This window comes from Ruegeria sp. CDSA221, assembly GCF_059611825.1.
The window spans coordinates 19,208-40,602 of record NZ_JBXWPK010000021.1 but is presented as its reverse complement, the minus strand read 5'-3'; the positions used below and the strand labels follow the sequence as shown (position 1 = coordinate 40,602).

17 protein-coding genes and 1 pseudogene are annotated in these 21,395 nt (G+C 52.5%); 11 read left to right on the top strand and 7 right to left on the bottom strand.

Annotation, left to right across the window (positions count from 1 at the left end):
* Positions 1 to 55: 55 nt before the first annotated feature.
* The 3 genes and pseudogenes from AC2FJ5_RS20440 to AC2FJ5_RS20430 form a co-directional block, all read right to left on the bottom strand.
* A pseudogene (locus tag AC2FJ5_RS20440) lies at positions 56 to 1,074 on the bottom strand (DUF3604 domain-containing protein).
* 293 nt (positions 1,075 to 1,367) lie between these two features.
* Entirely contained in the window at positions 1,368 to 2,129 is a 762-nt protein-coding gene (locus AC2FJ5_RS20435) for a hypothetical protein (protein WP_496794435.1), read from the bottom strand.
* Positions 2,129 to 3,001: a hypothetical protein gene (locus AC2FJ5_RS20430; protein WP_496794434.1), complete on the bottom strand. Its 873-nt coding sequence runs from the start codon at positions 2,999 to 3,001 to the stop codon at positions 2,129 to 2,131. The genes AC2FJ5_RS20435 and AC2FJ5_RS20430 overlap by 1 nt, the downstream gene beginning before the upstream one ends.
* Positions 3,002 to 3,370: 369 nt before the next feature.
* On the opposite strand from AC2FJ5_RS20430, the gene AC2FJ5_RS20425 reads away from it, so the two are divergent.
* The 3 genes from AC2FJ5_RS20425 (at position 3,371) to AC2FJ5_RS20415 (ending at position 6,618) form a co-directional block, all read left to right on the top strand.
* Entirely contained in the window at positions 3,371 to 4,207 is an 837-nt protein-coding gene (locus AC2FJ5_RS20425) for an amino acid ABC transporter substrate-binding protein (RefSeq protein ID WP_496679060.1), read from the top strand.
* Between the two features lie 190 nt (positions 4,208 to 4,397).
* Positions 4,398 to 5,726, top strand: coding sequence for a DUF3300 domain-containing protein (locus AC2FJ5_RS20420; RefSeq protein ID WP_142639955.1), 1,329 nt, complete (start codon positions 4,398 to 4,400; stop codon positions 5,724 to 5,726).
* Position 5,727: 1 nt separating this feature from the next.
* On the top strand, positions 5,728 to 6,618 hold the full coding sequence (locus tag AC2FJ5_RS20415; protein ID WP_496692142.1) for a DUF2950 family protein: 891 nt from the start codon (positions 5,728 to 5,730) through the stop codon (positions 6,616 to 6,618).
* A gap of 530 nt (positions 6,619 to 7,148) precedes the next feature.
* Here AC2FJ5_RS20415 and AC2FJ5_RS20410 read toward each other — a convergent pair.
* The 3 genes from AC2FJ5_RS20410 to AC2FJ5_RS20400 form a co-directional block, all read right to left on the bottom strand.
* Positions 7,149 to 8,219: an alpha/beta hydrolase gene (locus AC2FJ5_RS20410; RefSeq protein ID WP_496794433.1), complete on the bottom strand. Its 1,071-nt coding sequence runs from the start codon at positions 8,217 to 8,219 to the stop codon at positions 7,149 to 7,151.
* A 359-nt stretch (positions 8,220 to 8,578) separates the two neighbouring features.
* Entirely contained in the window at positions 8,579 to 9,325 is a 747-nt protein-coding gene (locus AC2FJ5_RS20405; RefSeq protein ID WP_496702885.1) for an outer membrane protein, read from the bottom strand.
* 68 nt (positions 9,326 to 9,393) lie between these two features.
* The gene (locus AC2FJ5_RS20400) at positions 9,394 to 10,467 is read right to left on the bottom strand and encodes an AraC family transcriptional regulator (RefSeq protein ID WP_496702887.1); all 1,074 of its coding nucleotides are present in this window, start codon (positions 10,465 to 10,467) and stop codon (positions 9,394 to 9,396) included.
* Between the two features lie 472 nt (positions 10,468 to 10,939).
* Between AC2FJ5_RS20400 and AC2FJ5_RS20395 the strand changes: the two genes are divergently transcribed.
* From AC2FJ5_RS20395 to AC2FJ5_RS20360, 8 genes are all read left to right on the top strand, one after another.
* A complete protein-coding gene (locus tag AC2FJ5_RS20395) occupies positions 10,940 to 11,998 on the top strand; it encodes a DUF1214 domain-containing protein (protein ID WP_496692146.1) in 1,059 nt (352 codons plus the stop codon).
* Between the two features lie 16 nt (positions 11,999 to 12,014).
* On the top strand, positions 12,015 to 13,025 hold the full coding sequence (locus AC2FJ5_RS20390; protein WP_496794432.1) for a DUF1254 domain-containing protein: 1,011 nt from the start codon (positions 12,015 to 12,017) through the stop codon (positions 13,023 to 13,025).
* Between the two features lie 41 nt (positions 13,026 to 13,066).
* Positions 13,067 to 13,855, top strand: a complete 789-nt coding sequence (locus tag AC2FJ5_RS20385; protein WP_496794431.1) for a transporter — start codon at positions 13,067 to 13,069, stop codon at positions 13,853 to 13,855.
* A 1,056-nt stretch (positions 13,856 to 14,911) separates the two neighbouring features.
* The gene (locus tag AC2FJ5_RS20380; protein ID WP_496702894.1) at positions 14,912 to 15,340 is read left to right on the top strand and encodes an EF-hand domain-containing protein; all 429 of its coding nucleotides are present in this window, start codon (positions 14,912 to 14,914) and stop codon (positions 15,338 to 15,340) included.
* 217 nt (positions 15,341 to 15,557) lie between these two features.
* Positions 15,558 to 16,622 carry a hypothetical protein gene (locus AC2FJ5_RS20375; protein WP_496692152.1) on the top strand — a complete coding sequence of 355 codons (1,065 nt, stop codon included), beginning with the start codon at positions 15,558 to 15,560 and terminating at the stop codon, positions 16,620 to 16,622.
* Complete coding sequence (locus AC2FJ5_RS20370; RefSeq protein ID WP_496794430.1) at positions 16,619 to 18,148, top strand: ABC transporter transmembrane domain-containing protein; 1,530 nt, start codon at positions 16,619 to 16,621, stop codon at positions 18,146 to 18,148. Before AC2FJ5_RS20375 ends, AC2FJ5_RS20370 begins: the two co-directional genes overlap by 4 nt.
* A gap of 1 nt (position 18,149) precedes the next feature.
* Positions 18,150 to 19,733 carry a sensor histidine kinase gene (locus AC2FJ5_RS20365; protein WP_496702900.1) on the top strand — a complete coding sequence of 528 codons (1,584 nt, stop codon included), beginning with the start codon at positions 18,150 to 18,152 and terminating at the stop codon, positions 19,731 to 19,733.
* A 94-nt stretch (positions 19,734 to 19,827) separates the two neighbouring features.
* Positions 19,828 to 20,499: a response regulator transcription factor gene (locus AC2FJ5_RS20360; RefSeq protein WP_496703680.1), complete on the top strand. Its 672-nt coding sequence runs from the start codon at positions 19,828 to 19,830 to the stop codon at positions 20,497 to 20,499.
* A 221-nt stretch (positions 20,500 to 20,720) separates the two neighbouring features.
* Here the strand turns inward: AC2FJ5_RS20360 and AC2FJ5_RS20355 are convergent, their stop codons facing one another.
* Complete coding sequence (locus tag AC2FJ5_RS20355) at positions 20,721 to 21,395, bottom strand: sensor histidine kinase (RefSeq protein WP_496692156.1); 675 nt, start codon at positions 21,393 to 21,395, stop codon at positions 20,721 to 20,723.

The following is a 21,395-nucleotide window of genomic DNA, read 5'->3' as shown; positions in this document are numbered from 1 at the left end:
GATTTTGCGCTCGCAGCGAACGGCAGGTTCGACGGGCCGCGCCGCAGCATGGAGATTATGGCGTGAAGGTTCGGAATGGGCTGTCCGCATGATCAGTTATAGGTGGGGCAGGAGCCCTTTCTGCAACGGCACCGGGGTCTGGTATGAGCCCAAAGCGGACCAAGTAAATTCTGGTTTCAGCCTTATAACAATCGTCCCTAAGGTGTGTGCCAGATTGACGATGTGTATGCCTCTCTTGTATCGACCGTGGGGCTTCGTCAGGGATCTCGGTTCCGAGCACTTTGGCATCGTATGTTGTCCAACGTGGCGTTGGTATTGCCAACACTCTGGCATAGTAGAAAGAGCTTTGTTCCGGATCGTAATCGGGGTCTTCCCAATACCCGGATAGAATTGCCTGACCAATATCGTTTGTCCAAGTAGCGCTCTCAACGTCAACCGTGCCGCCAACGGGTCCGCCACACTTCGCGTTCACTAGTTCGCGCCCGCCGCAAGATATATCGTAAACGCGTTCCGAAGTTGTCCCGTCGCTATTTAACCACCCTTTGACGATTTGAATGCGGTCTAGATTGGCTCCATCGGGACGCCTCCTTCATATCCATACGCGGCAAAATCTGCACGCGGCAGGTCCGTATCTTCAAAATCGTATCCGGCAAAAACGCGAATGCGCATGCGCGGACCTGTGGTTGCGTAGACTTCTTTCCCAGCAAGAGCGTGCCAAATGGCCTCGCGTGTGTTTTCTTTTGCCCAAACTGCCGCCATTCCCGACGCCGAAGTTTGCCATGCATATTGGGCAACCTTCTCGTCCCCACCGATGCCGCCCCCGACTTCTTCGAAACGGATCGGGTCCGCAGTGAGTTCAACGGCAGCGTTAAGTTGTTGTCCAAACTCATTCATGAGAAGCGTGGCGTCTTTCGCTGCCAACAGCGGGGCGAGACCCAAGTTCTCGGCGTGATCGGCAACTACCAAAAAGTCCAATGGTCTGCGCAGCCTAGCTTCGACACCGGTGCTGGATATCACCACCTCGCCCTTGGCAAAGCGGTAGGCTTCTTCAGGGCCTAGCACATTGTCGATCATACCGGCATCTGCAGAGTAGGACGTATGCAAATGAGTGTCGCCAAGAAAGACCTGATTGGGGAAGCTCTGCCGTGGATAAGGTGAATACTGCCTGTCGCCGGGTTGAGTGCTCGGGATGTCCTCGGCATGGGCGCAAAAAAAGCAAGAAAAATGGTAAGAACAGATGCAAAACGGATCATTTTCGACCTCATCTATTGCACGAATGATGCTACGTTAAATGCATATTTCTACGACTCGTTCCTGTTCTTCGAAATAATTAAATTCTATCTGCCGCACTAAGCCGTTGGCTAGGTTCAGCGGGGCGGAGGTGGAAGCACCTTCTTCGACTGGAGCACCTGAAGGATGTCAATAATCGCTTCAGTACTCGTTTCGATTGAACCTTGGAAGAACAGTCCGACGCCACCTTCCCCTAACTCCCGTGTGCCAACGGCGTCGTAAGTTGGCGAGAGAGAGACAAGTTCGGGAGGTAGTTCTGGGCATACCGGGTTTCTTTGAAGTATTGCGTTCGCGGTCTCGATGAATACCTGCCGAACCTTTTCGACATTACCCTTTGCATCGGACGACTCGGTGAGTTGATCCGGAGCAAGTCTCAGGTCATCCAAACGGAAAAAAAGGCAGTCATCTTTGAATTCGGCCGAAGCGGAAGCACCCACCGTCAAACCACCAGCGAAAGTGTTCTCGCCGCGTATAGATCCACCGCCGCTGCGGCTTTCGCATCGGAAAAGCTCTGCTTCGATCCTCCCACTTAGCGAAATCACTGTATCGTCGGCACGGGCCGTTGCTTCGGTCACGCCGATCAGTGCGTTGCAGACATCTACAAACGCGGCTCGTTTGAGTTCCTCTACAAGTATTTCGTTTGCTCGGCGTAGGTCTATGACACTTTCGATTGAGATCCTTGTCGCGTTCACATCTTTTAGTCTCAATGCCAGATCAACGGGAAACTCACGATCTCCTAGCTTGACGTCCCCGTTTGCTTCGAAGGTAACCTCTTCAGCCAGCAGCGCGGATCCGAAAAGCCCGGCAGTAGCTAGTATCAGAAGAAAGATCCGATCCATCATCCTGCCCCCCCAACAATACCGCGAGATTGCATAACCGCCAGGAGTTCCATCATCGTCATCGCACTGGTGTCGATTGAGCCGCTCAACGCAACACCGATGCCACCGTCACCAATTTCTCGTGTACCGCCGGCGTCGAGAACCGGATTCAACGAAGAAAGCTCCGAAGGCATCTCCGGACAAATCACATTCTCTTCGGTGAACTCCTTTGCCTTGGTGAGAACGACCTCCTCGACACGCTCCGTGAGGCCAATTAGGTTAACCAACCCGCCGACAAACCCAGTAGGTTGAAGCACGACGTCGGCAAGATCAAAGTGAACGCATTGATCTTGAACATTGGCGCGTGCCGCTGCGGCGATCCCAACAGTCGTCGAGATAAAGCGAACTCCACGCCCGTTGGTTCCCTCGGATTCTTCGTTTCGACAACGATAAAGCTCGACGTCCACTGAGCCTACGAGTTCAATGAGATCACCGCTGGCGCGGGCGTCGTCGAGTTCAAAGTCAACATTCAAAGAGCAACTTTGTTCCAGAGTACCCGACAGAAGTGCGGGCGCTTGGACTTGGATTTCTCGCAGATCTAAGAGCCCCCGGAAACCTAGGCGCGTTGACGTCACACTGCTGATGCCCGCGTTAAATGTGTAAGGTAGGTTTTTCCCACGAGCGGGAATCTTGTTTGAGATGCTAAATTGAACTTCCCCGGCGTAGTCGCTTGGCGACGCATTCTGTGCACTGGGTCGAGCGTTCAACTCGGGCTTCAAAAGTTCTGGGTTCGTGGTTGCGCAGGATGCGAAGAACAGCAAACACACAAAGGCAAAAGGTACGGTTTTACGCGCCCCAAGTTCCGCCAAACTCCATTGTAGTTCTATTCCCATTACCCTTTGCTCAACCTCACCGTTGAATATCAACCCTAACGTACAGCGTCACGGCGAAGGTCAACAGTTTGCACCACGAAAATATACTGGTGCGGTGTTGTGTTGTCGCAACGACTTGCAGTTGACGCGGGTCCTTTGAAACTTCGAGCATAAGCTCTGCCCGCAAGACTTTTCTCCCGCGTTAAGCCCTGAGCAGGTGCAAATGTATTCGGTTTTCTTCCAATATTGCGAGGGTGTGCTTTCGATTCGTCGCCATGCCAGCACTTCTCATCAACAGACCGACTCCTAGGCGACACAATGTGTTTTACTCTCGACACAGGGTGCTTTTCACCTCCACAAGGGTGTTACGCCACTAAAGAGGGAAAAACCATGCGCTTGCTTTCTATACTTATTGTGACGATTCTATTCACAACCGGCGCGGTTGCCCAAACAATCGACAGGATAACAAAAAACAACGAAATCCGATTTGGTTTTCGAACAGATGCTGCTCCATTGTCTTACATTAACGACCAAGGTCGCCCGTTTGGTCTGTCACCGTTGATTTGCGATCATGTAGCGAAGGTAATTGCGCAGAAACTGGAATTGAAGGATTTGAATGTTCAGTTCATTCCGGTCGACTCTAAGGATCGTTTCGACAAAGTAGCTTCCGGAGAGGTGGATATGCTCTGCGGGGCAGCGTCGATTACACTTTCCCGACGCGAAATTGTTGATTTCTCAATTCCAACTTATGTCGATGGCACGTCCATATTGTTACCAATCGAGGCTGAAGGCACCATGGGTGCACTCGCGGGAAAGAAGGTTGGAATGAGAAGCAGCACAACAACAGAAGCGTCCGTTCTGAATTCATTTGAAGCTGCAGGTATCGACGCAGAAATGGTGCGGTTCGCTTCACACCCAGACGGTATCAAAGCACTTCGAGACGGTGAAATTGACGCCTATTTTGCAGATCAGTCGATTTTGCTGGTCAACTACATTGCTGCAGGACTAAAGGGCAAATTCAAACTATCCCAGGAAATACTGACGATAGAAAAGCAAGGATTGGCCATTGCGAGGGGTGACGATAACTTTCGACTCGTTGTCGATAGTATTCTGTCAGAAATGTATGCTCAGGGCACAATGGAAGAGATATTTCGTCTCGCTTTGCCGGGGGTGGAGCCGAGCGAAGCACTAAAAGCTCTGTATGTTTTCGCCCCCATTAATCCCTGAAGCTTGTCGCGCAAAACAGTTTTGTCGGGAGTTAATCGCCCTGCGCAATAGAAGCTGGCCTTGTAAGCAAATTGACGGCTCAAGCCAGCTTGACCAATGACCGTGTTTTACTAAATGATCCTCCATTTGGCAGGCCAGTTGCCAGAATCACGGTCTTAGGCGATCCTTCGATAAATTGAAGGATCGCAATATGTTTAGATATATAATATTTGCTCTCAGTTTAAGCGCATCTAACGCCCTGTTCGCACAAGAGGCGTCCGATACTGTTGCAACGGAAGTTACGTCTGAAACTTCATCCGACCTTCTATCTGATGCTGAGTTGCAAACTTTGGTCGCCCCGGTGGCTCTTTTTCCCGACACTCTACTCATACAGATATTTGTTGCGGCCACTCAGCCACTGGAGATTGTTAAGGCAGAACGGTATTTGTTGGATAACGCCGACCGCGACCCCGTAGAGCTCGAGCCGGAAATCGAAGCTATGGGCTGGGATCCGTCTGTAAGTGTATTGGCCACGGCGTTCCCCGAAGTCGTCGGTCAAATGGCCACCCACATCGATTGGACCGAGACAGTCGGCACCGCCATGCTGGCCCAGTCCGACGATGTGCTGGATGCGGTGCAGGTAATGCGGGATCAGGCAATTGACAGCGGAGCTCTTGTTTCCGGGCCCGAGCAAACTGTCGAGGTATCTGATGAAGAAACGGTTGTAATTACTCCGACACAACCCGAAACAGTGTACGTCCCGCAATATAATCCCGAGACTGTCTATACCGGCCCGTCGACCGGGGACGTAGTGGGCGCGGCCTTGCTGACATTTGGCACCGTGGCGCTGATCGACGAGATTTTCGACGATGACGACGATTGGTATGACTATTGGGGGTGCCGGAATTGCGGCGGATGGGGCGGTGGCCCGATATACAGAAACCCGGACATCGACATAGACGTCGACGGCAACGTCAATATCGGTAACGATATAGATCTTGGTGACCGAACTGATATCGGATGGAAACCCGATCCTGACCGAAAAAAGGAAGCCCGGGACAAGATCGCTGATCACAAAAGGCCGGAAGGTGGTCGCGGCGACCTGCCTGTCAACCGCCCCGAGGGTCGCACGGACGAACTCCGCGCAAAACTGAGCCGTGAATCCGGTGCTGCAGACATTAGCAGGGGAGGCGCGGCAGCAGTTGCAGCTGGTGCAGGGGCAGGGGCTATCGCGAGCGGTGCTCTGGCCAATCGAGGTAGTGGGGGCAAGTCCTTGCCGCAGGTGAATCGCGGTAACGTTGATCGGGACAAGGCTGCTGCCAAGCAGCAGGCCATCGATCGGACTAAACGGCCAGATGCGGCGAAGAAGCCTGTCAAAAAGAAACCGCAAGCAGCTAAGAAACCTCAGGTAAAAAAGGCCACGGCTCAGCAAAAACCCGCTGCGTCCAAAGGTAAGGCTATGAAGAAAAAATCTTCAGGCGGCAAAGCTCACAAGGCGTCCAAACGGGGACATGCTGCCAAAGGCAAGGGGAGGCGGTAACATGCGTAAATCGGTTTTTTCTATTTTAGTGATCGCAGTGGCTACTGGACCGGCGTTTTCCGACGGTGCCCTGTTCGAAACTCCGCAAACCGCACTGGACGCTTTTGTCGAAGCGTTAAGGGCCGATGATCAGAACAAGCTGCTCGAGATTTTCGGACCAGAGGCAGAAGATCTAATCGGAACGGGTGATCCGGTGGAAGATCAGCAAAGAAGGCAGGAAGTGCTTGGCATGTATGCTGAAGGATACCGCTTTCAGCCCGAGGATGATGGGGTTTTTCTTCTGCTTGGCGAAGATAGTTGGCCCTTTCCGATCCCAATTCTGAAAGCTGAGAATGGTTGGAAGTTTGATTTAGAAGCCGGGGTAGAGGAGCTTTCCGCCCGTGAAATCGGACTGAATGAATTGGAAGTAATCGAAACGCTTGAGGCCTATGTTGATCTTCAGGCGGCGTTTCGTCTTGTGGATCACAATGGCGATGGCGTCATGGAATTTGCCCAAACGATCATATCGGATCCCGGCGCACGAAACGGCCTCTTCTGGCCAGAAGAAGACAGTTTTGTCGGTGAAGCCCTTGCCCGCGCCACCGCCTCGGGGTGGAGCGACGGTGCGGATGATTTCGAACCCGAACCTTTCCTCGGTTACTACTTCGCAATTTTGCAGGGGCAGGGACCAAATGCTCCGGGTGGTGCCTATTCCTATTTTGTCGGCGATCGGTTCTTGGCGGGTCACGCCTTGCTTGCGGTGCCTGCGGACTACGGAGAAACGGGTATCCATTCTTTTCTCGTGGGTGAAAACGGCACCGTGTTCGAAGCGGACTTTGGGCCGGATACGCTTGAAATAACAGCTGAGATATCGACCTATGATCCCGGCCCAAATTGGTCACCAGCCGAGTAAATTTAGATTGGCGGCGACGCTTTGTTGCCGGGCTTTGGTTTGACCGCTTTGTTGCCGCGTGCAGGTGTAGATTGAATGCAATTCTCGACTTAAGTGGCAATGGTTCGGGAAGGATCGATTTTGGGAAATCTAATTAATCGATGAAATAATTGCCCTTGATTCAATTCGACCCAATTTGCCCGCTATGGTTTGACCGAATGGCCGCTTTGTCCCGCACTCCAGACCTCCGTACGCCGTGCAGCATTGCTTCTGCAGCGAATGTCTTCTCTGACGGGCCACGCTGCAGCATCGCCAATATCGGGCGAAGGTCTGGATTGGGCTGGTTCAGCCAGGCGACGGGTCATAATGAGCTCGGATCTTGCAAAACATCCGAACTCCGTTGTGAGCCCTTCTTCTCCAACCTCCTGCGATGCAGCGAATATTGGCTTCGATAGATGCGGCATGCATTGAAACAAAGTAGTCGGGGTTCCGTCCAACGTTTGTGCCACGTGAGGAATCCGTGATCGACTTTGAACTTGCGTTGGTCAAACTCAGTTGCTCATACGATAATGCTTTAGTACCAGCGGATAATTCGACGGAAAACTCCAGACTGCTTCGCCTGTGGCGCGAACAAGTCCACGCGCCTGAGGGTCTCGGCCTGTAAGCAGAGTAAGGAACAAGTCACTGCTGGCCCACGGTGAAGACCGGAAATACCAATGACCATTTCCTGCACTGGCCTCTTCAGCCCTGGTCACGTCGATGATGTGCAGGGATTTGATCTCTGACAGTCGGCTCTGGAAGATCGATGCGTTTATTGCTTCGTCAGAAACCTGACCCAGGCGATCCCTTCCGAAAACGAACCGCGACATGGCCAGCGCTGAATCGGTTTGCGACTGATAAAGTGTCACATCTGAAACCGCATCCAGCAGGCCGTCTTCAATCGCCTGTAGAAAGTAGCTGCGATCAAGGTCGCTACTGATCAGAATCAAATGCCCCAGCCGCGGTTTAGGGCTCGACCGAAGTGCAATCTGGTAAGCTGTTTCAAATGCGAGTCTCGAACCTGCGCTGTATCCTATGAGATGAATGCGGCGCGCGCTTGTGTGCTTTGACAGGTATTCGATAAGGGATCGAAGGTTGCGGCGCGTCGACAACGCGGATTCTTGATCACGAAAATACGCGAGCCGATGGGGTGTTGCAGGCCAGTTGTAGCTGATGAATGCGCCCTGATAGCCCAGAAAATGCTGTAACTCTTTGGAAACAAGCGTCGAGTAATCAAAATCGACGTTGTAGCCATGGATGTAGATGAAGATGTCTTTGTTGCGAGAGGATGCAAGTTGATCCTCAATCTTCTTGGCAAAACGACGACCGACCGCCTCCATATCTTGTTGTGACGGAGGGTCTTCAAGATAACGCGTGACACTAAATGGCATGACGCCAATCTCTTGGACCTGAGAGACGCTGAGAAAATAGTCCTTTGCTCGCTGGCTTGTCATGGTGATGCGACGAAGATCTTCCCATGACTCCAATGGCGGGTCGATCTGCACATCGGCAACACCGGTGCGCAAAAGGTGACCGCGTTCATTATTATAGAAGGCTTGTGGGTCGTCAGGAACTGCAGGCAATCGATCTGTCGCATAGAACAGCTGCGAGCGCTGATTGAAATTTTCGGCAGTGATATCAACGAAAGGGTCAAAGGCGGCCTCGGCGTAGACCGTTGGCGAGGGCATCAACTCAACTTCGTCATAAATATTTGCTCCGCAAGCGGCGAGTGCACAGCAAGAACACGCGATTACCAAATGCAGAGCCTGAGCAATCAGTCGCCTGCTTGTTCCTTTCGTCAAATGTTTGCGCCAGATTGTTCGACCTCGGCCCTTATTGTCGGTCGCACGCCTGTCGGCATCACCGCTTACATCCCGGCGCAACTCAGGGATCCCCGATCTGTTTGTGTTTGGTGTCGCCATCTTTCGCATCATGCCGGTACTCAGAAGCTGTAAGTCACACCCAACACGGGCCCCGATTGTGAAAGCTTGAACCTGTCTTGACCTTCACCTTTGTCGACCATGATGTAGCGATAGCCTGCACGCAGATTCCACTTTGGGGTGATGGCATAACCTACCGTCGCTATGAACTGCGCCGTTTCGCGGTCTGAGCGAAACCCACCATAGTCGGCCAAGGCTACGGCCGACCACCGGTCATTGATCTGATACAGGATACGGGCCGCGATCAGAGGGTCTAACCAATCATCGCTGGTCTTTGCACTTGGCGGCGGGGTGGGCCCACCGACCAGAGTGATTGTACTGCTTGTCGCAAACCAACGAAACCCGCCCCCTAAATCCACTGCCAGGTTTTGGGCCTGATAGGCTGTGTAAGCGGCATACCCACTGAAGAACTGAGTCTGCAGACTGGTTTCAGCGCCGCTGAACACCGGGCCGGGGGTATCACCGTCAAAGGACAGGTCTGTGCGCATGTAATCCGCGATCAACGACCATCGGCCATTTCGCGCCTCAAGTGTACCCATGAATGCCAGATCAAGGTTTTTAACCGCATCACTGAAGCTCAGCTCCGACTCCAGCGAGCCAATGGTTGTCTTGGTGTCTGCGCCGTACATGTAGAAGCTGCCGTAAAAGCCCCAATCGGTATCCTGTGCCACAACTTCTGATCCGCCGAGGAGCGTCGTCGCCGCAACTAGAAAGCTGCCGACGATGCCTCGTTTTTGTATCCACTCCATGGCCTGCTCCCCTTTTCTACCTATCCCGAGTTTGAAGCGCGGCAAAAGTATGTTGCGCCTTATTCCTGTTACGCTTCACAATCGCATTCGACCGGGTCGAGTATCGGAACAGATGCCTCGTGGCGATTCAGTTCGTGGATGCGAAAATCGGAAGGTGTTTGTCCCGTCCATTTCTTGAATGCCCGTGTCATAGCGGTTGCGTCAGAATACCCTAGCTGGTCGGCGATATCGCCCACTGACGTCTCAGACCTGGAAAGCAGGTGTTTAGCACGGTCGCATTTGGCTTCGATGACTATGCGCGACAATGATGTCCCATAAGCCGCAAGTCGGCGATTGAGAACAGCGCCACGAGCACCGCATGCCCTGGCAAGCGCCGTAACTGAAAAGTCATTTCGCCCAACCATTGAGTTGGCAACGCTCTGGAGCGAACTCAGTAAGTCTGTTGGTACCGGGTTTTTGTCGTCCTGGCCTGCCGGAATGCCATCAGCGGCGGTTCGGTTAACCAAATCATGCAGAAGCCAGGGGCTTGGGAAGCGGAAGGAATACCCGTCTGGGCCCGCACCTACTGCCCTGATACCATAGAAGTATGACGGGAGCAGATCAGGACGGTTCACCCGAACAAGAACCTTGTTCGCTTCCCAATTCTGACCAGCGGTTTCATGCAGTAACGTGGCCCACCGGCTGATCTGAAACGCATCCATATAGGCTGGAGAGCAGTGCGGCGTGAACCTGCGCTTAGCAGAAAGCACCGCGTAATCTCCAGAGACATCTAGTGTCATCGTGACCGCATTTGTATTGTTGCCTGCATGAACGCAGAACCTGCCGATGAAATCAGCCAGGGAATTGGCGGTCCGAAAGGCCTGCCCAAATGGGGATGAAACGGTCGGATCTGAAGTCTGGCCCACAAGTGCTGGAAAATCTGGTGATGTGTTGTGCGCGACGGCTTCGAACACGGCGTAGATCGTATCGTGTGGAATGAAGCAATTTGGGGCGCTCAACTCTGAAAACGCAAGATCGAACCCTGCAAGGAGGTCTTCTACGGATCGACCGGATTCCCGATAAGCCACCAACAGCGGTAAGAGAACCCGCCCGCGCGCAAGTGGCGGTGTCCTGTGCTGAGCGTTCCCGTCCTGGCCCGTCATCCTACATCCTACACGTACTACAATGAAAATTTTGAGCACTCCAAACATAGTCCGGCGCAGCTCGGCGTCCCTGACCTGTGTCAAAGCCAAACACACTTTTTGAATTGAGAAAGTCAGGCTCCAGCTGGCAAGGTTTGAGAGCACAGAGCCTTACCATCCGCTGATCTCAGTCTAAAAATTGACATCCCAACAAGAATGATTGGTCAGCCGCATGGGCGTAAAACAAGAAGAATATCAGACAGGTTGGTCAATGCGCGTTTGCAACCTGTCATTTTGAACCAGTTTTCCGACACGGTTGTTCCAATCGGTCAGGGTATACATTCGAGTTTTGTGTTTTGTTGAAAAACAACGACCATGGTTCCAATTGTAGAGTTTCTGCAAACCACCAATTGAGGGGCGTGAGAATGCCCGCCTGAGCAGGTGTCGGGACCATCAAGCAATGTATTGCAATAATTGGTTAGTGGAGCGGCAAATGATCAATCACACGCGCAAATGCTGGAAGCTGGCGGCCTTGGCTGCAGCGTTGGGGAGCTCCGCGACGGCTCAGAGCTTTGATACCACAGTTGATGCACTTGCCGAGACATACGAGGTGCCGGTCACAATAAGTAACTTTGTTCGGGCTGCGACTGACAACGAATTGAAAACGTATGACAGGCTGGCCGGAGGCGTAAACCAGTTCTTCCACTTCAATGAACCCACGCCCATCGACAATCAGCCCACTATCCGGATGAACCGGGACACGCTCTATAGCGTTGCGGTTATCGACATCAGCAAAGGCGCAACCTTGACACTGCCCGATGTGGGCGACCGGTACATGACAACGATGGTGGTCAATCAGAACCATTTCATCAATGAAGTATTTGATGGTGGTGGTGTGTTTCAGCTCGACATGGACACATTTGACACCCCCTACGTACTTGTTTTCATGAGAATACTGGTGGATGCCGAGAGTCCGGAGGACATCGCGGCAGTCAACACAATTCAGGACGGGTTCACTATCGAAGCTGCCTCGGCAACGCCCTTCGAGATGCCCAATTATGACACCGAAAGCTTCGCGGCCGTGCGTCAGGCCGCGATTGAGTTGGGCAGGTTTGCAACAGACAGCGTTCGGACCTTTGGCACGGCAGAACACGTCGACCCGTTGCGCCATTTCTTGGGCACCGCAGCCGGCTTTGGAGGTCTACCAGAAGAAGAAGCCTTTTATCTCAATATCGAGCCCGGCCTGCCGCTCGGCGAATACTATATCCAGGTGCCGGCGGATGTTCCCGTAAACGCATTCTGGTCCGTGAGCCTGTACAATGCAGACGGATTCTTTGAACTCAATTCCCTCGACGCCTACGTGGTCAACTCGGTTTCGGGCACCCAGAACGACGATGGCAGTGTGACCGTGCATTTCGGCGGTTGCGACGATGGCCGCGTGAACTGCCTTCCAATCATGGACGGCTGGAACTACGCCGTGCGCTTGTATCAGCCCGGTTCCGAGGTCATCGACGGAAGTTGGGTATTCCCGACCGTGCAACCCGTGAACTGAATGACAGGATGCAAAAATGAAGAAGCTTTTTCTGGCAATCGCCCTGACACTCCCGACAGGGGTCTGGGCCGAGGACGTGGTTGATGTGACCGTGGACAATCTCGTGCGCGCGGAAACCGACCATATGTTCCGCACCAACATGAGTAATCTCGGCTTGGCCGTTGGCGAGTTAGGGCATATGCGCAAAGCCACAACACCTGACAACCAGCCGGTGATCCGAATGAACCAGGATACGCTTTACTCTGCGGTTCTGCTCGATTTGACCGAACCCGTCGAAGTTACGCTCCCCGAGGCGGATGGCCGTTACATCTCGATGCATGTCATCAACCAGGATCATTTCATGTACGCCGAGGCAACGCCCGGCACGTACCTGATCACCAAAGAAGACCTTGGTACGCCTTTCGGATTCATTGCCTTCCGTACTTTTGTAGATGTAACCGACCCACAAGACATCGCTGCGGCACGGGTGGCGCAGGATCAGATTGTTGTCAGTGGCGGTGGAACTGGTCCGTTTGATGCGCCCAACTGGAATACCGAACAACTTGCCGTAGCGCGTCAGGCAATCAGCGATTTGTCCCTGCTGGGCATCGATACGTCGCGTGCCTTTGGTAGAGCCAAAGAGGACGTTGACCCGGTTCAGTTTCTGGTTGGGGCGCTCTCGGGTTGGGGCGGCCTGCCCCCAGAGGCAGCAATTTACCTGTTGGGCGCGGTCGATGCGAACGATGGAGAAACGCCACACGCGGTTATAGTTAAGGATGTCCCGGTTCGGGCGTTCTGGTCGGTGACCGTCTATAATGGCGAGGGTTTCCTGGCTGCTAATGATCTGGGTGTTAACAGCTACAACGGCTATACGGCCCAAGCCGCGGAAGACGGATCAGTCACACTCCATTTTGGTGGGTGCGACGACGGCCGCGTGAACTGCCTTCCGATCACTCCGGGCTGGAACTATGCTGTCCGCCTTTACGAGCCAGAGGATGCAATCCTGAGCGGTAGTTGGTCGTTCCCGACGGTGGAACCGATCAACTAGGCCACTCGCCCATCCCGCCTTTCAAAAAGGAGTACACGGCCATGCGTCGATCCCATGCACTTGTGGGGCTGTTTTTTGCAGCCAGCGTAGCAACCTCAACCGTTGCAGACGAGGCCGCCGATTTGGCCCAGGAACTGGCCAACCCGCTTGCTGCCATCATCTCGGTTCCGTTTCAGTTGAACTATGATGATAACCTGGGTGTCTCTGATCAGGGGTCGCGCACCACGTTGAACTTTCAGCCAGTCGTGCCCTTTGAACTTAACAATGACCTTAACCTGATCACCCGTACTATCATTCCTTACATCTGGCAGGAAGACATTGTCCCGGGGACGCGTCAGGAAGGGGTCGGCGATATTCTGTTCTCCGCATGGTTTTCTCCTACAGGAACAGGGGATCTGACATGGGGCATTGGTCCGGTTGTGCGGCTACCGACCTTTAGCGACGTGTCAAGCGACACCTGGGCCGCCGGGATCACCGGCATTGCCCTGCGTCAGACCGGGCCTTGGACCTATGGCGCGCTGGCCAATCATCTGTGGGATCTGGAGAGCAATCCCGAAACCCCCACGAATGTGAGTTTTCTCCAGCCTTTTCTTGCTTATTCCACTGAAGGTGCCTGGACCTATTCACTGCAAAGCGAAAGTACCTATGACTGGGAGGCTGAAGCCTGGGCCGTGCCGATAAATGCCTCGGTCTCGCGCCTAGTCCAATGGGGGACACTGCCGGTCAATCTGCAAGCAGGTGCCGGCTATTGGCTGGAGGCACCCGAGGTGGGTGCGGAGGGCCTCAGATTGCGCTTGCAGGCCCAGGTAGTATTGCCCAGAAGACGCTGACCTTTGGCACAGGCTCTGTTGGTTAAGCGCGGAAGTCAGGGAGTCTTGATGGTAGAACAGATTCGACTGAATGGTTAAGCGCATGTCGGGCTCGCACCTCAGAAGTTGCAATCGCCTCAAACTCGGTCGCACACATTGGTGCTTTGATAACGCGATGGTAGCATCTCCTTCAGTCCAGGGAGAAAGGATCTAGAAGTCTTAAAGTTCCGTAAATCAGCCCTTGGCGCGCGCGCTGCGAAAGACTGCTTTGCCCGACTGTGTGAATTGACCGTTCCAGCCTCGCTGCGCGTTGCACCAATGGCCGGTTTCATCGCCGCGTCACAGCGCCAGATTTCGAGCGCATGTAGCATTTCTTCCGTTGCGAGCCTGCGCCGCGAAAAATCACAATGACCGGGTTGGGCTCAAAGCCGTCATCTGACAGTTTTGTAAGGTTCAAACGATCAGAAGTGGTGGTCGATGTCTGCTGTGCGGACAAACTTGCCCCTGGTATTCTCCGCCCGAATGACCGCTTTGTACCCTTTGTGATCGCGGCGAAAAACATCTCTGGCGGGAAGTAGGCCTTCGGTGGTGATGTAAAACTGAACGGTTGCTGGATAAGATCAAACCTTCAATCTGACAGAAACAGTAGACTTCTTTCTGTTGAGAAAGCTTCTGATTGAGTTATGTAAATTGCAAGATTATCGAAGTCCTTTTGATCTGTTTGAAACGAACCCACGTTGTTGGCTTCGATTACTGATCGATGGACCAAACCAAGGTTAAGAGGCCAAGAAGGCTTTTCCGTGAGGACCAAAGGCGGCAATTGCCCAGCACCTGCACTCCGAATTTCTCTGGTAGGAAACTGAAAACACCGCATTTTCAGTTCCTGAGTCTCTAGTATCCGGACCTGATACCGAGAGGCTTCCAAACAATAAAGCCAAGCCATCTTTTCGCATGGAAATACCGTTCATCCAACGTTCACATTCTATATATGCGCTTTTCATCTCTGCGAGCCATATTGTCCTACTGAAATTAAATACCGTTGGTTCACAGAAACAACCGACGAGCAGGGGATCGTCTGTGACAAAGACTGGAAGTAGGTCAGCCCAACGCAAGTTGAGAATTTTTCGCTACCTAACCTGCGCCGTTTTATTGGCTTTCACTTTTCTGATTGGCGACAGTCAATTCAATAAAGCAGCGGCGCAGACTGCTAGTTTCAGGTCTGTTGATACGAATTCTGACGGTGTCTTGAGCTTGAATGAGCTGTCCGCCGCCTTTGGAGAAGTTGGTGCGCGGCGGCTTCTTGAAGACATTGATCGCAACCGAGACGATCGCATCACGATCCTTGAGTTACGGTGGGGAACAAAAAACAAGATAGGTAGCACTGGTGACCGCGGCGGTCGTGGAGATCGAACTAAAGGTCAAGATGATCGCGGATCTAACAACGAAGGGGCTAGTGAACGGGATGGAGACGATGACCGTGGCGACGATCGGAACGATGATGACTGACCGAAAACCGTTCGTTTGCGCACTCTAAGTGACTGTCCGCAAGGACAAACCGGAGATCGAACTAGCATCAGATTGCTTTGAGACAGAAACGAGGACCCTGAAAAGTGTTCATTTGCCGTTCATTCGTTTGCATGCCAATCCTTCATTCCACTTTGCAAATGTTCTCACATCACTTTGGCAAAACGATTTCACTGAACAGCCAGTTACGGAGCAATGCATGACACAGTTTCCCCAAACCTCGCATATTGCCTGCGAAATCGCAAAATGGGCGTTTACAACCCGCAGAGTTGACCGGTCCGATGTACATGGACTTTCCGCGCAGTTGGATACTGCAAAGGCAGGGGATCTTATCCTCTGTGAGATCGCCGAGATTGGTCATCACAAGAAAATCCAATTAGCGGAACGTCGCGCCTCTGTCAGTTACCCAGGCGATTACGTTGTTCTATGCTTGGGTGACCGATACGCACCAGACCAATTTCTTGCCAGCGCGGTGATTGATGATGATCTTATCGATCTCGTTGCCGGTGGCGGCGTCGCAGGTCGCGTAGACGCCGCGCATGATTGCATGGATGATCCAACACGGTTAAAGCCAATCGGCCTTTTGACCAATGCCAAGGGTCAGGTGATCAACGTGGCAGATTATGCGTTACCATCGATGCCGACCAACGAGCGCGTAACGGTCATTGGTGTTTTTGGAGCCTCAATGAATTCAGGAAAAACTACAGCCGCATCAAGCCTTGGCCATGGGTTGATGCGCTCTGGATATGCCGTCGCCGGTGTCAAAGCCACCGGAACCGGGGCCTTTGGTGACTTCAACAGTTTCGAAGATGGGGGCGCGCCAGCTCTTGATTTCACTGACGTAGGAATGGCGACCACGTATCGAATGCCATTTGAAGCGATCGAATCCGGATTTGATACACTGGTTGCAACTGCAGCGTCGCGCGGTGCCGAAGTCGTGGTTGTCGAGATCGCTGATGGCGTCTTCCAGCAGGAAACACGGGCAATCTTACAATCCTCACGCATTCGGGATCGATTGGACGGCATTTTATTCGCTGCGCCGGACGCGCTGAGTGCGTTGGGCGGTGTAACCGTTCTAAATAATGTGGGTCTCAGCCCATTTGCGGTATCCGGAAAGGTCAGTTGTTCCCCGTTGGCTGCTGCTGAAGCTGCAGAAGTAACCAGCCGCCCAATTTTAACACGCGAAGATCTTTGGTCGCCAGCGATTATCGCCCAACATGTTGCACCGTTGATGCGACACGACCGCGAAGATGTGGCCGCATGAACCCCCTCCCAAGACTGGCCACAAGGGACCGCATCATTGATGCGGTCCTCGTGGTATCCTGTGGAATCGTGCAGGCTATTGCGCTTGCTTTCGCAGCGTTTGCTACACGAGATGCTTTTACGGCACTTCACGCTGGGGATGTACTTGCAACAAATACTGTCTTGCAACTGGGGGTCTCCGGTACCGTCGCAGCAGCATGTCTCTTCTTTTCACGATATCGGGCAGAAGCGCTTGGCCAGAGTTACACTATTTCACTGCGCCGGACGCTTTACCGACAGATTGCGCGACTTCCAAAGTCCCGACATGAAAAACGCCGAGTTGGAGCGTTGTCCCTAAGGTTTGTCGGTGACTTATCTGCAGCGCGACTTTGGTTTGGTCGCGGATTACCGGATGCATGGTCTGCAATGATTGTGATCCCTGGCGCGGTATCCATTCTCTATTTTCTCGACCCTATGCTTGCGATCAATGGTATCGCCTCGCTGAGTGTTGCACTGGTCGCAATGGGGTTGCTGGCCTGGCATCTCGTTCGGCGCCATCAAAAACTTCGTCGAAATCGAGCCAACATTGCTATTTCCATGATTGAACGCATTTCTATCGCACCTGAATTAGACCTGATGGGTCGAACCGACCGTGAACTGCGCAAGCTTGACAAACAGGGCGCATGTTTGCGCAGTGATGCGCTGGCACGTCGCGGTAGAACAACCAGCCTGCAGGCGGTCTTGCAGCTGGGTGTGGCGTTAACCGCTCTGCTGATGCTTTGGCAAGCCAGTCGGTGCGCCATTGCTCCGTCGACAGTTGCAGCTTGCCTGTCGGTATTGGCGTTGATTGCCCTTCCGTTACAAAATCTGGCTGAGGCGTGGGACCAATATTGCGCGTGGAGGGTCGCCCGTGAAAAAGCCGAGATGCTGCTTTCGGAACCAGAAGTGACCAGATCTGCAATAAACCAAAACGATCCGATTACCATCAAGGTGGCCGGAGAGCTTGATCAGGAGCCTATCTCATTTGTGGCTCCGCCGGGATCAGTTTCCAAATTAACAGATATACATGCAAACAGCCTCGCGCGTATCATCGCCGGGCTAGACGCAAACGATGGCATTGATGTCAGTTATGGTGGGGGAGTTAGTATCCCGAAGATCGCCTTTATCGGAGACAACCATGTTGGACTTCAGGGAAGTTTGCGACGATCCGCAACGCTGAGCTGTCGGAGACGACCGAGCGATCTGAGGATAGCAACGGTTATGCGGGTTTTTGGGCTGTCCGATCTCCTCGCGGCGCCCCGCGGCCTAGATCAACGGTTGGCGGAGAACGGTAAAGGTCTTTTGCCACTCCAGACTCTGCAATTGGATCTCGTGCGCGCTGTTCTCGGCAAAGCTGATGTCGTCATCATCGCGTCAGTCAGGTGGATGTCATGCTGGCATCACAGGGTCGAATTGCTCGAAACTCTGCAGGAGTTTTCTTCGGCCACCATCATTTTGGCCGAACACGCCATCCCGCTTAGTTTAGAACAGAATTCAAGGGTTATTTGATATGCGTTCATCTACTCTATTTGGGATTTATGCCGCTGTACTGATCGGTTTTTTGGGTGGGTTAGCGGGCCTGACCCTATACAGTCTCGAAAAAACCCGATGGTGGGATGCCCGAATTTCCCTGGCCCATGAGTCATATGGCCTGCATCTGAGGCTTGAGGCGGACCTATACCGTCTGTTCAAGCAACACGGTGACGCACTTCTTATCGGCGATCGGGATGATGGGATCAGCGAGACAGAGCTGCAGGAGAAAATCGCCCAGACTTTGGATGCAATCCGAAAGACCATTGCCCGGGAAATTCAGATGGTCGGCGAAGAGGAGTTCGAAGAACTGGAGCTTCTCGATGAGATTGAAGACGATATAGAAGCTGTCAATGCAGCCATCGCGAACCTTTCAGAGGCTGGTAGCCCGATTGAGACATTTGTGCGGATCGAGCGCCTGGCCGCCCTGCTGGACGGGGACATTGATGACGAACTGGATCAAAAAATTCAGGCCGCGCTTGATGAGGAAGTGGAAGAGGTTGAAGAAGTTTTGGCCGAAGCAGCAACCTTTCGAGAATGGAATGAACGATTGGTTTACGTGATCGTTCTTGCGGCCATAGGTGTGTTGCTGGTGGCCCTTGTATCGTTCAACCGCCAAATCAGAAAACCACTTACGTTGCTTGCAGACGGCGTTGGGCGCCTGCGAAGAGCCGATTATTCGAAGCCCGTAGATCTTGGTGGTAGCCGTGAATTCAGGGAATTAGGCACTGTTCTGAATAGCATGGCGGAAGGCTTGGCTGCCCGAGAAGCAAGTCGCGCCGAGCAAAAGAGGCAACTTGAAGAAACGGTTGCTGCCAGAACGTTCGAGCTTCAACAACTCATCGACAAACTTGAAATGGGGGAAGAGAACCGCAAACGATTGATGGCCGATATTAGTCACGAGTTGCGAACGCCACTGGCAATTATCCTTGGAGAGGCCGACGTTACTTTAAGGACATCAGACACATTGTCAGAGGATACTTCCGACTCACTCGCCCGTATTCGGGATTCCGCAAAGCACACCAATCAAATCGTTGATGACATGCTAACCGTCGCTCGGTTCGAGGCGGGTCAACTTAGGCTGGATCGCAAGAAAACGGATCTACGAAAAGTGGTACGAGATGCCGTGGCGATGTTCCCTGATCCGGTGCAGGTCGAAAGCCCAGAATGTATGGTGAAGGCTTCGGTCGATGAGGTTCGGCTTCGCCAGTCAATACTCGCGTTGTTGCAAAATGCACGACGATATGGAGGCCCAACAATCAGCGCAATACTGGAAGAAGGGCTCGCGTCTTGCTCGATTACAATCGAAGACGACGGTCCCGGCCTGAGCGCAGCGGAAAAATCCCAGGCATTCGACCGGTTCTTTCGGGGCTCAAACGCCTCGGGGCAGGGGATCGAGGGAAGCGGTCTGGGGCTTCCAGTCGTTAAATCGATTGTCGAAGCCCATGGAGGGACCGTTGACCTTCAAGATCGCCAGGAGGGCGGGTTGAAGATCATTATAACGCTGCCCAAAGAACCCCTAATGAAAATTGTACAAACCGATGTTCGACGAGAAACGGACTAATGCCTGTCTGTTTCAGAAGCAAATTGCAAAACCATAAAACCTCACGCAGCTTTGCCATACATGGTTTCAGACAGAGAGAAAACTGAGGCACACTATGAATATTCTACTTGTCGAGGATGAAACACGCGTAGCTGACTTCATACGCCGCGGATTGTCTGCTGAAGGTTGGTCCATAGATCATGCACCAAGCGGGGAAGATGCTTTGGAGCACGTAGCATCCGGCAATTATGATATTATCTTGTTGGATCTGATGTTGCCGGGAATTCAGGGACAAGATGTTTGTCGCAAGCTACGTGCCCGAAAGACAAAGATCCCTATCCTGATGTTGACCGCCTTGGATAGCCCTGAGGAACGGGTAGAAGGATTGAAGATTGGTGCAGACGACTATCTTCCTAAACCCTTTGATTTCGACGAACTCATCGCTCGGATAGAAGCGTTGCACCGCCGCGCCAACAGCTATGCAAATAATCTCAGCAACACGGTGATTACATGCGGAGCACTTACATTTGACAAGCAATCCCTTCAGGTCGCTGTCGAAGGTCAAGAAATCCAGCTGTCGAAAAAAGAGCGCGACCTTCTCCTTTTGTTTTTGACCAATGTTGGGCGCGTATTATCAAGAGAGCGGATTCTGAATTCAGTTTGGGGAATGAATGAAGATCCATTGACCAATGTTGTAGATGTCTATGTCGGGCGCCTCAGACGCAAGATCGGTGCAGATGGTCAGAGGATCGTGACCCTCAGAAACGTCGGTTACCGCATGAGCTGAATACTTCGTTTGTGGATCAGTCGAAGATGTACCTCCATTAAAGAGGCCTAGATATTGCGCAAGGTTGAATAGCTTTGCTCCGGCTCTTGAGCGATCTGAGGATTTGAGAAGAAAACACTCAAGAAACTTTCTTGCCCACTTTGTGTAAGAGAATTCAGCATGCCGACCAATGCCAACAAGACGCTTTACATCTGTGTGAGCCAAGTTCTCAATTAAAGCCGCTATGCAATTTCGGATTTAATTGAAACAGTCAACCCAGGTGAGTTGTTTGTCGCCGCTAAGAGCGCCGAATGATGATCTGCTATAGCCTTCACCAGCGCCAAACCCAATCCATTCCCAACACTGGTTCGTTCACTTTCTAGCTTATAGAAAGGAACAAATAGCTTGCCCAGTGTGTTTTCGGGAACACCAGGGCCATCGTCAATAACCGAGAGCGTAATGGTGCTTTCTTCTTGTTCAACAGTCAGGAGAATCCTGGAATGATCCGGACAATGATCAATTGAGTTCTGCAGAAGGTTTGCACAGAGCTGTTTCAACATACCTTCATCACCTTCGATTAGTGTACGCCCTGATTGGTTATCCACAAAAATAAGACTTTGGTCCTTAACCTCCGCAAGTGGAATAATGTTTTCAACTGTTTCTCTACCCAATCCATTTAAATCCAGATAGCTGAACGCTTTGGGGCCGCCTCCTTCTTCAATACGGTCGATCCTCAAAACTGTTTCGAAGGTCCATTTGAGACGATCAAGTTCAGATTGAATTTGGTCAATCGGTTCTAAGGATCGACCTTCCGATTGTAGAGAATCCTTCGCTTTCTGAAGTGTTATATAAGCATGAGTGAGCGGGCTTTTCAGATCATGCGCAATTGCTGCAGCGGCTGACCGGGTCGTTGACAT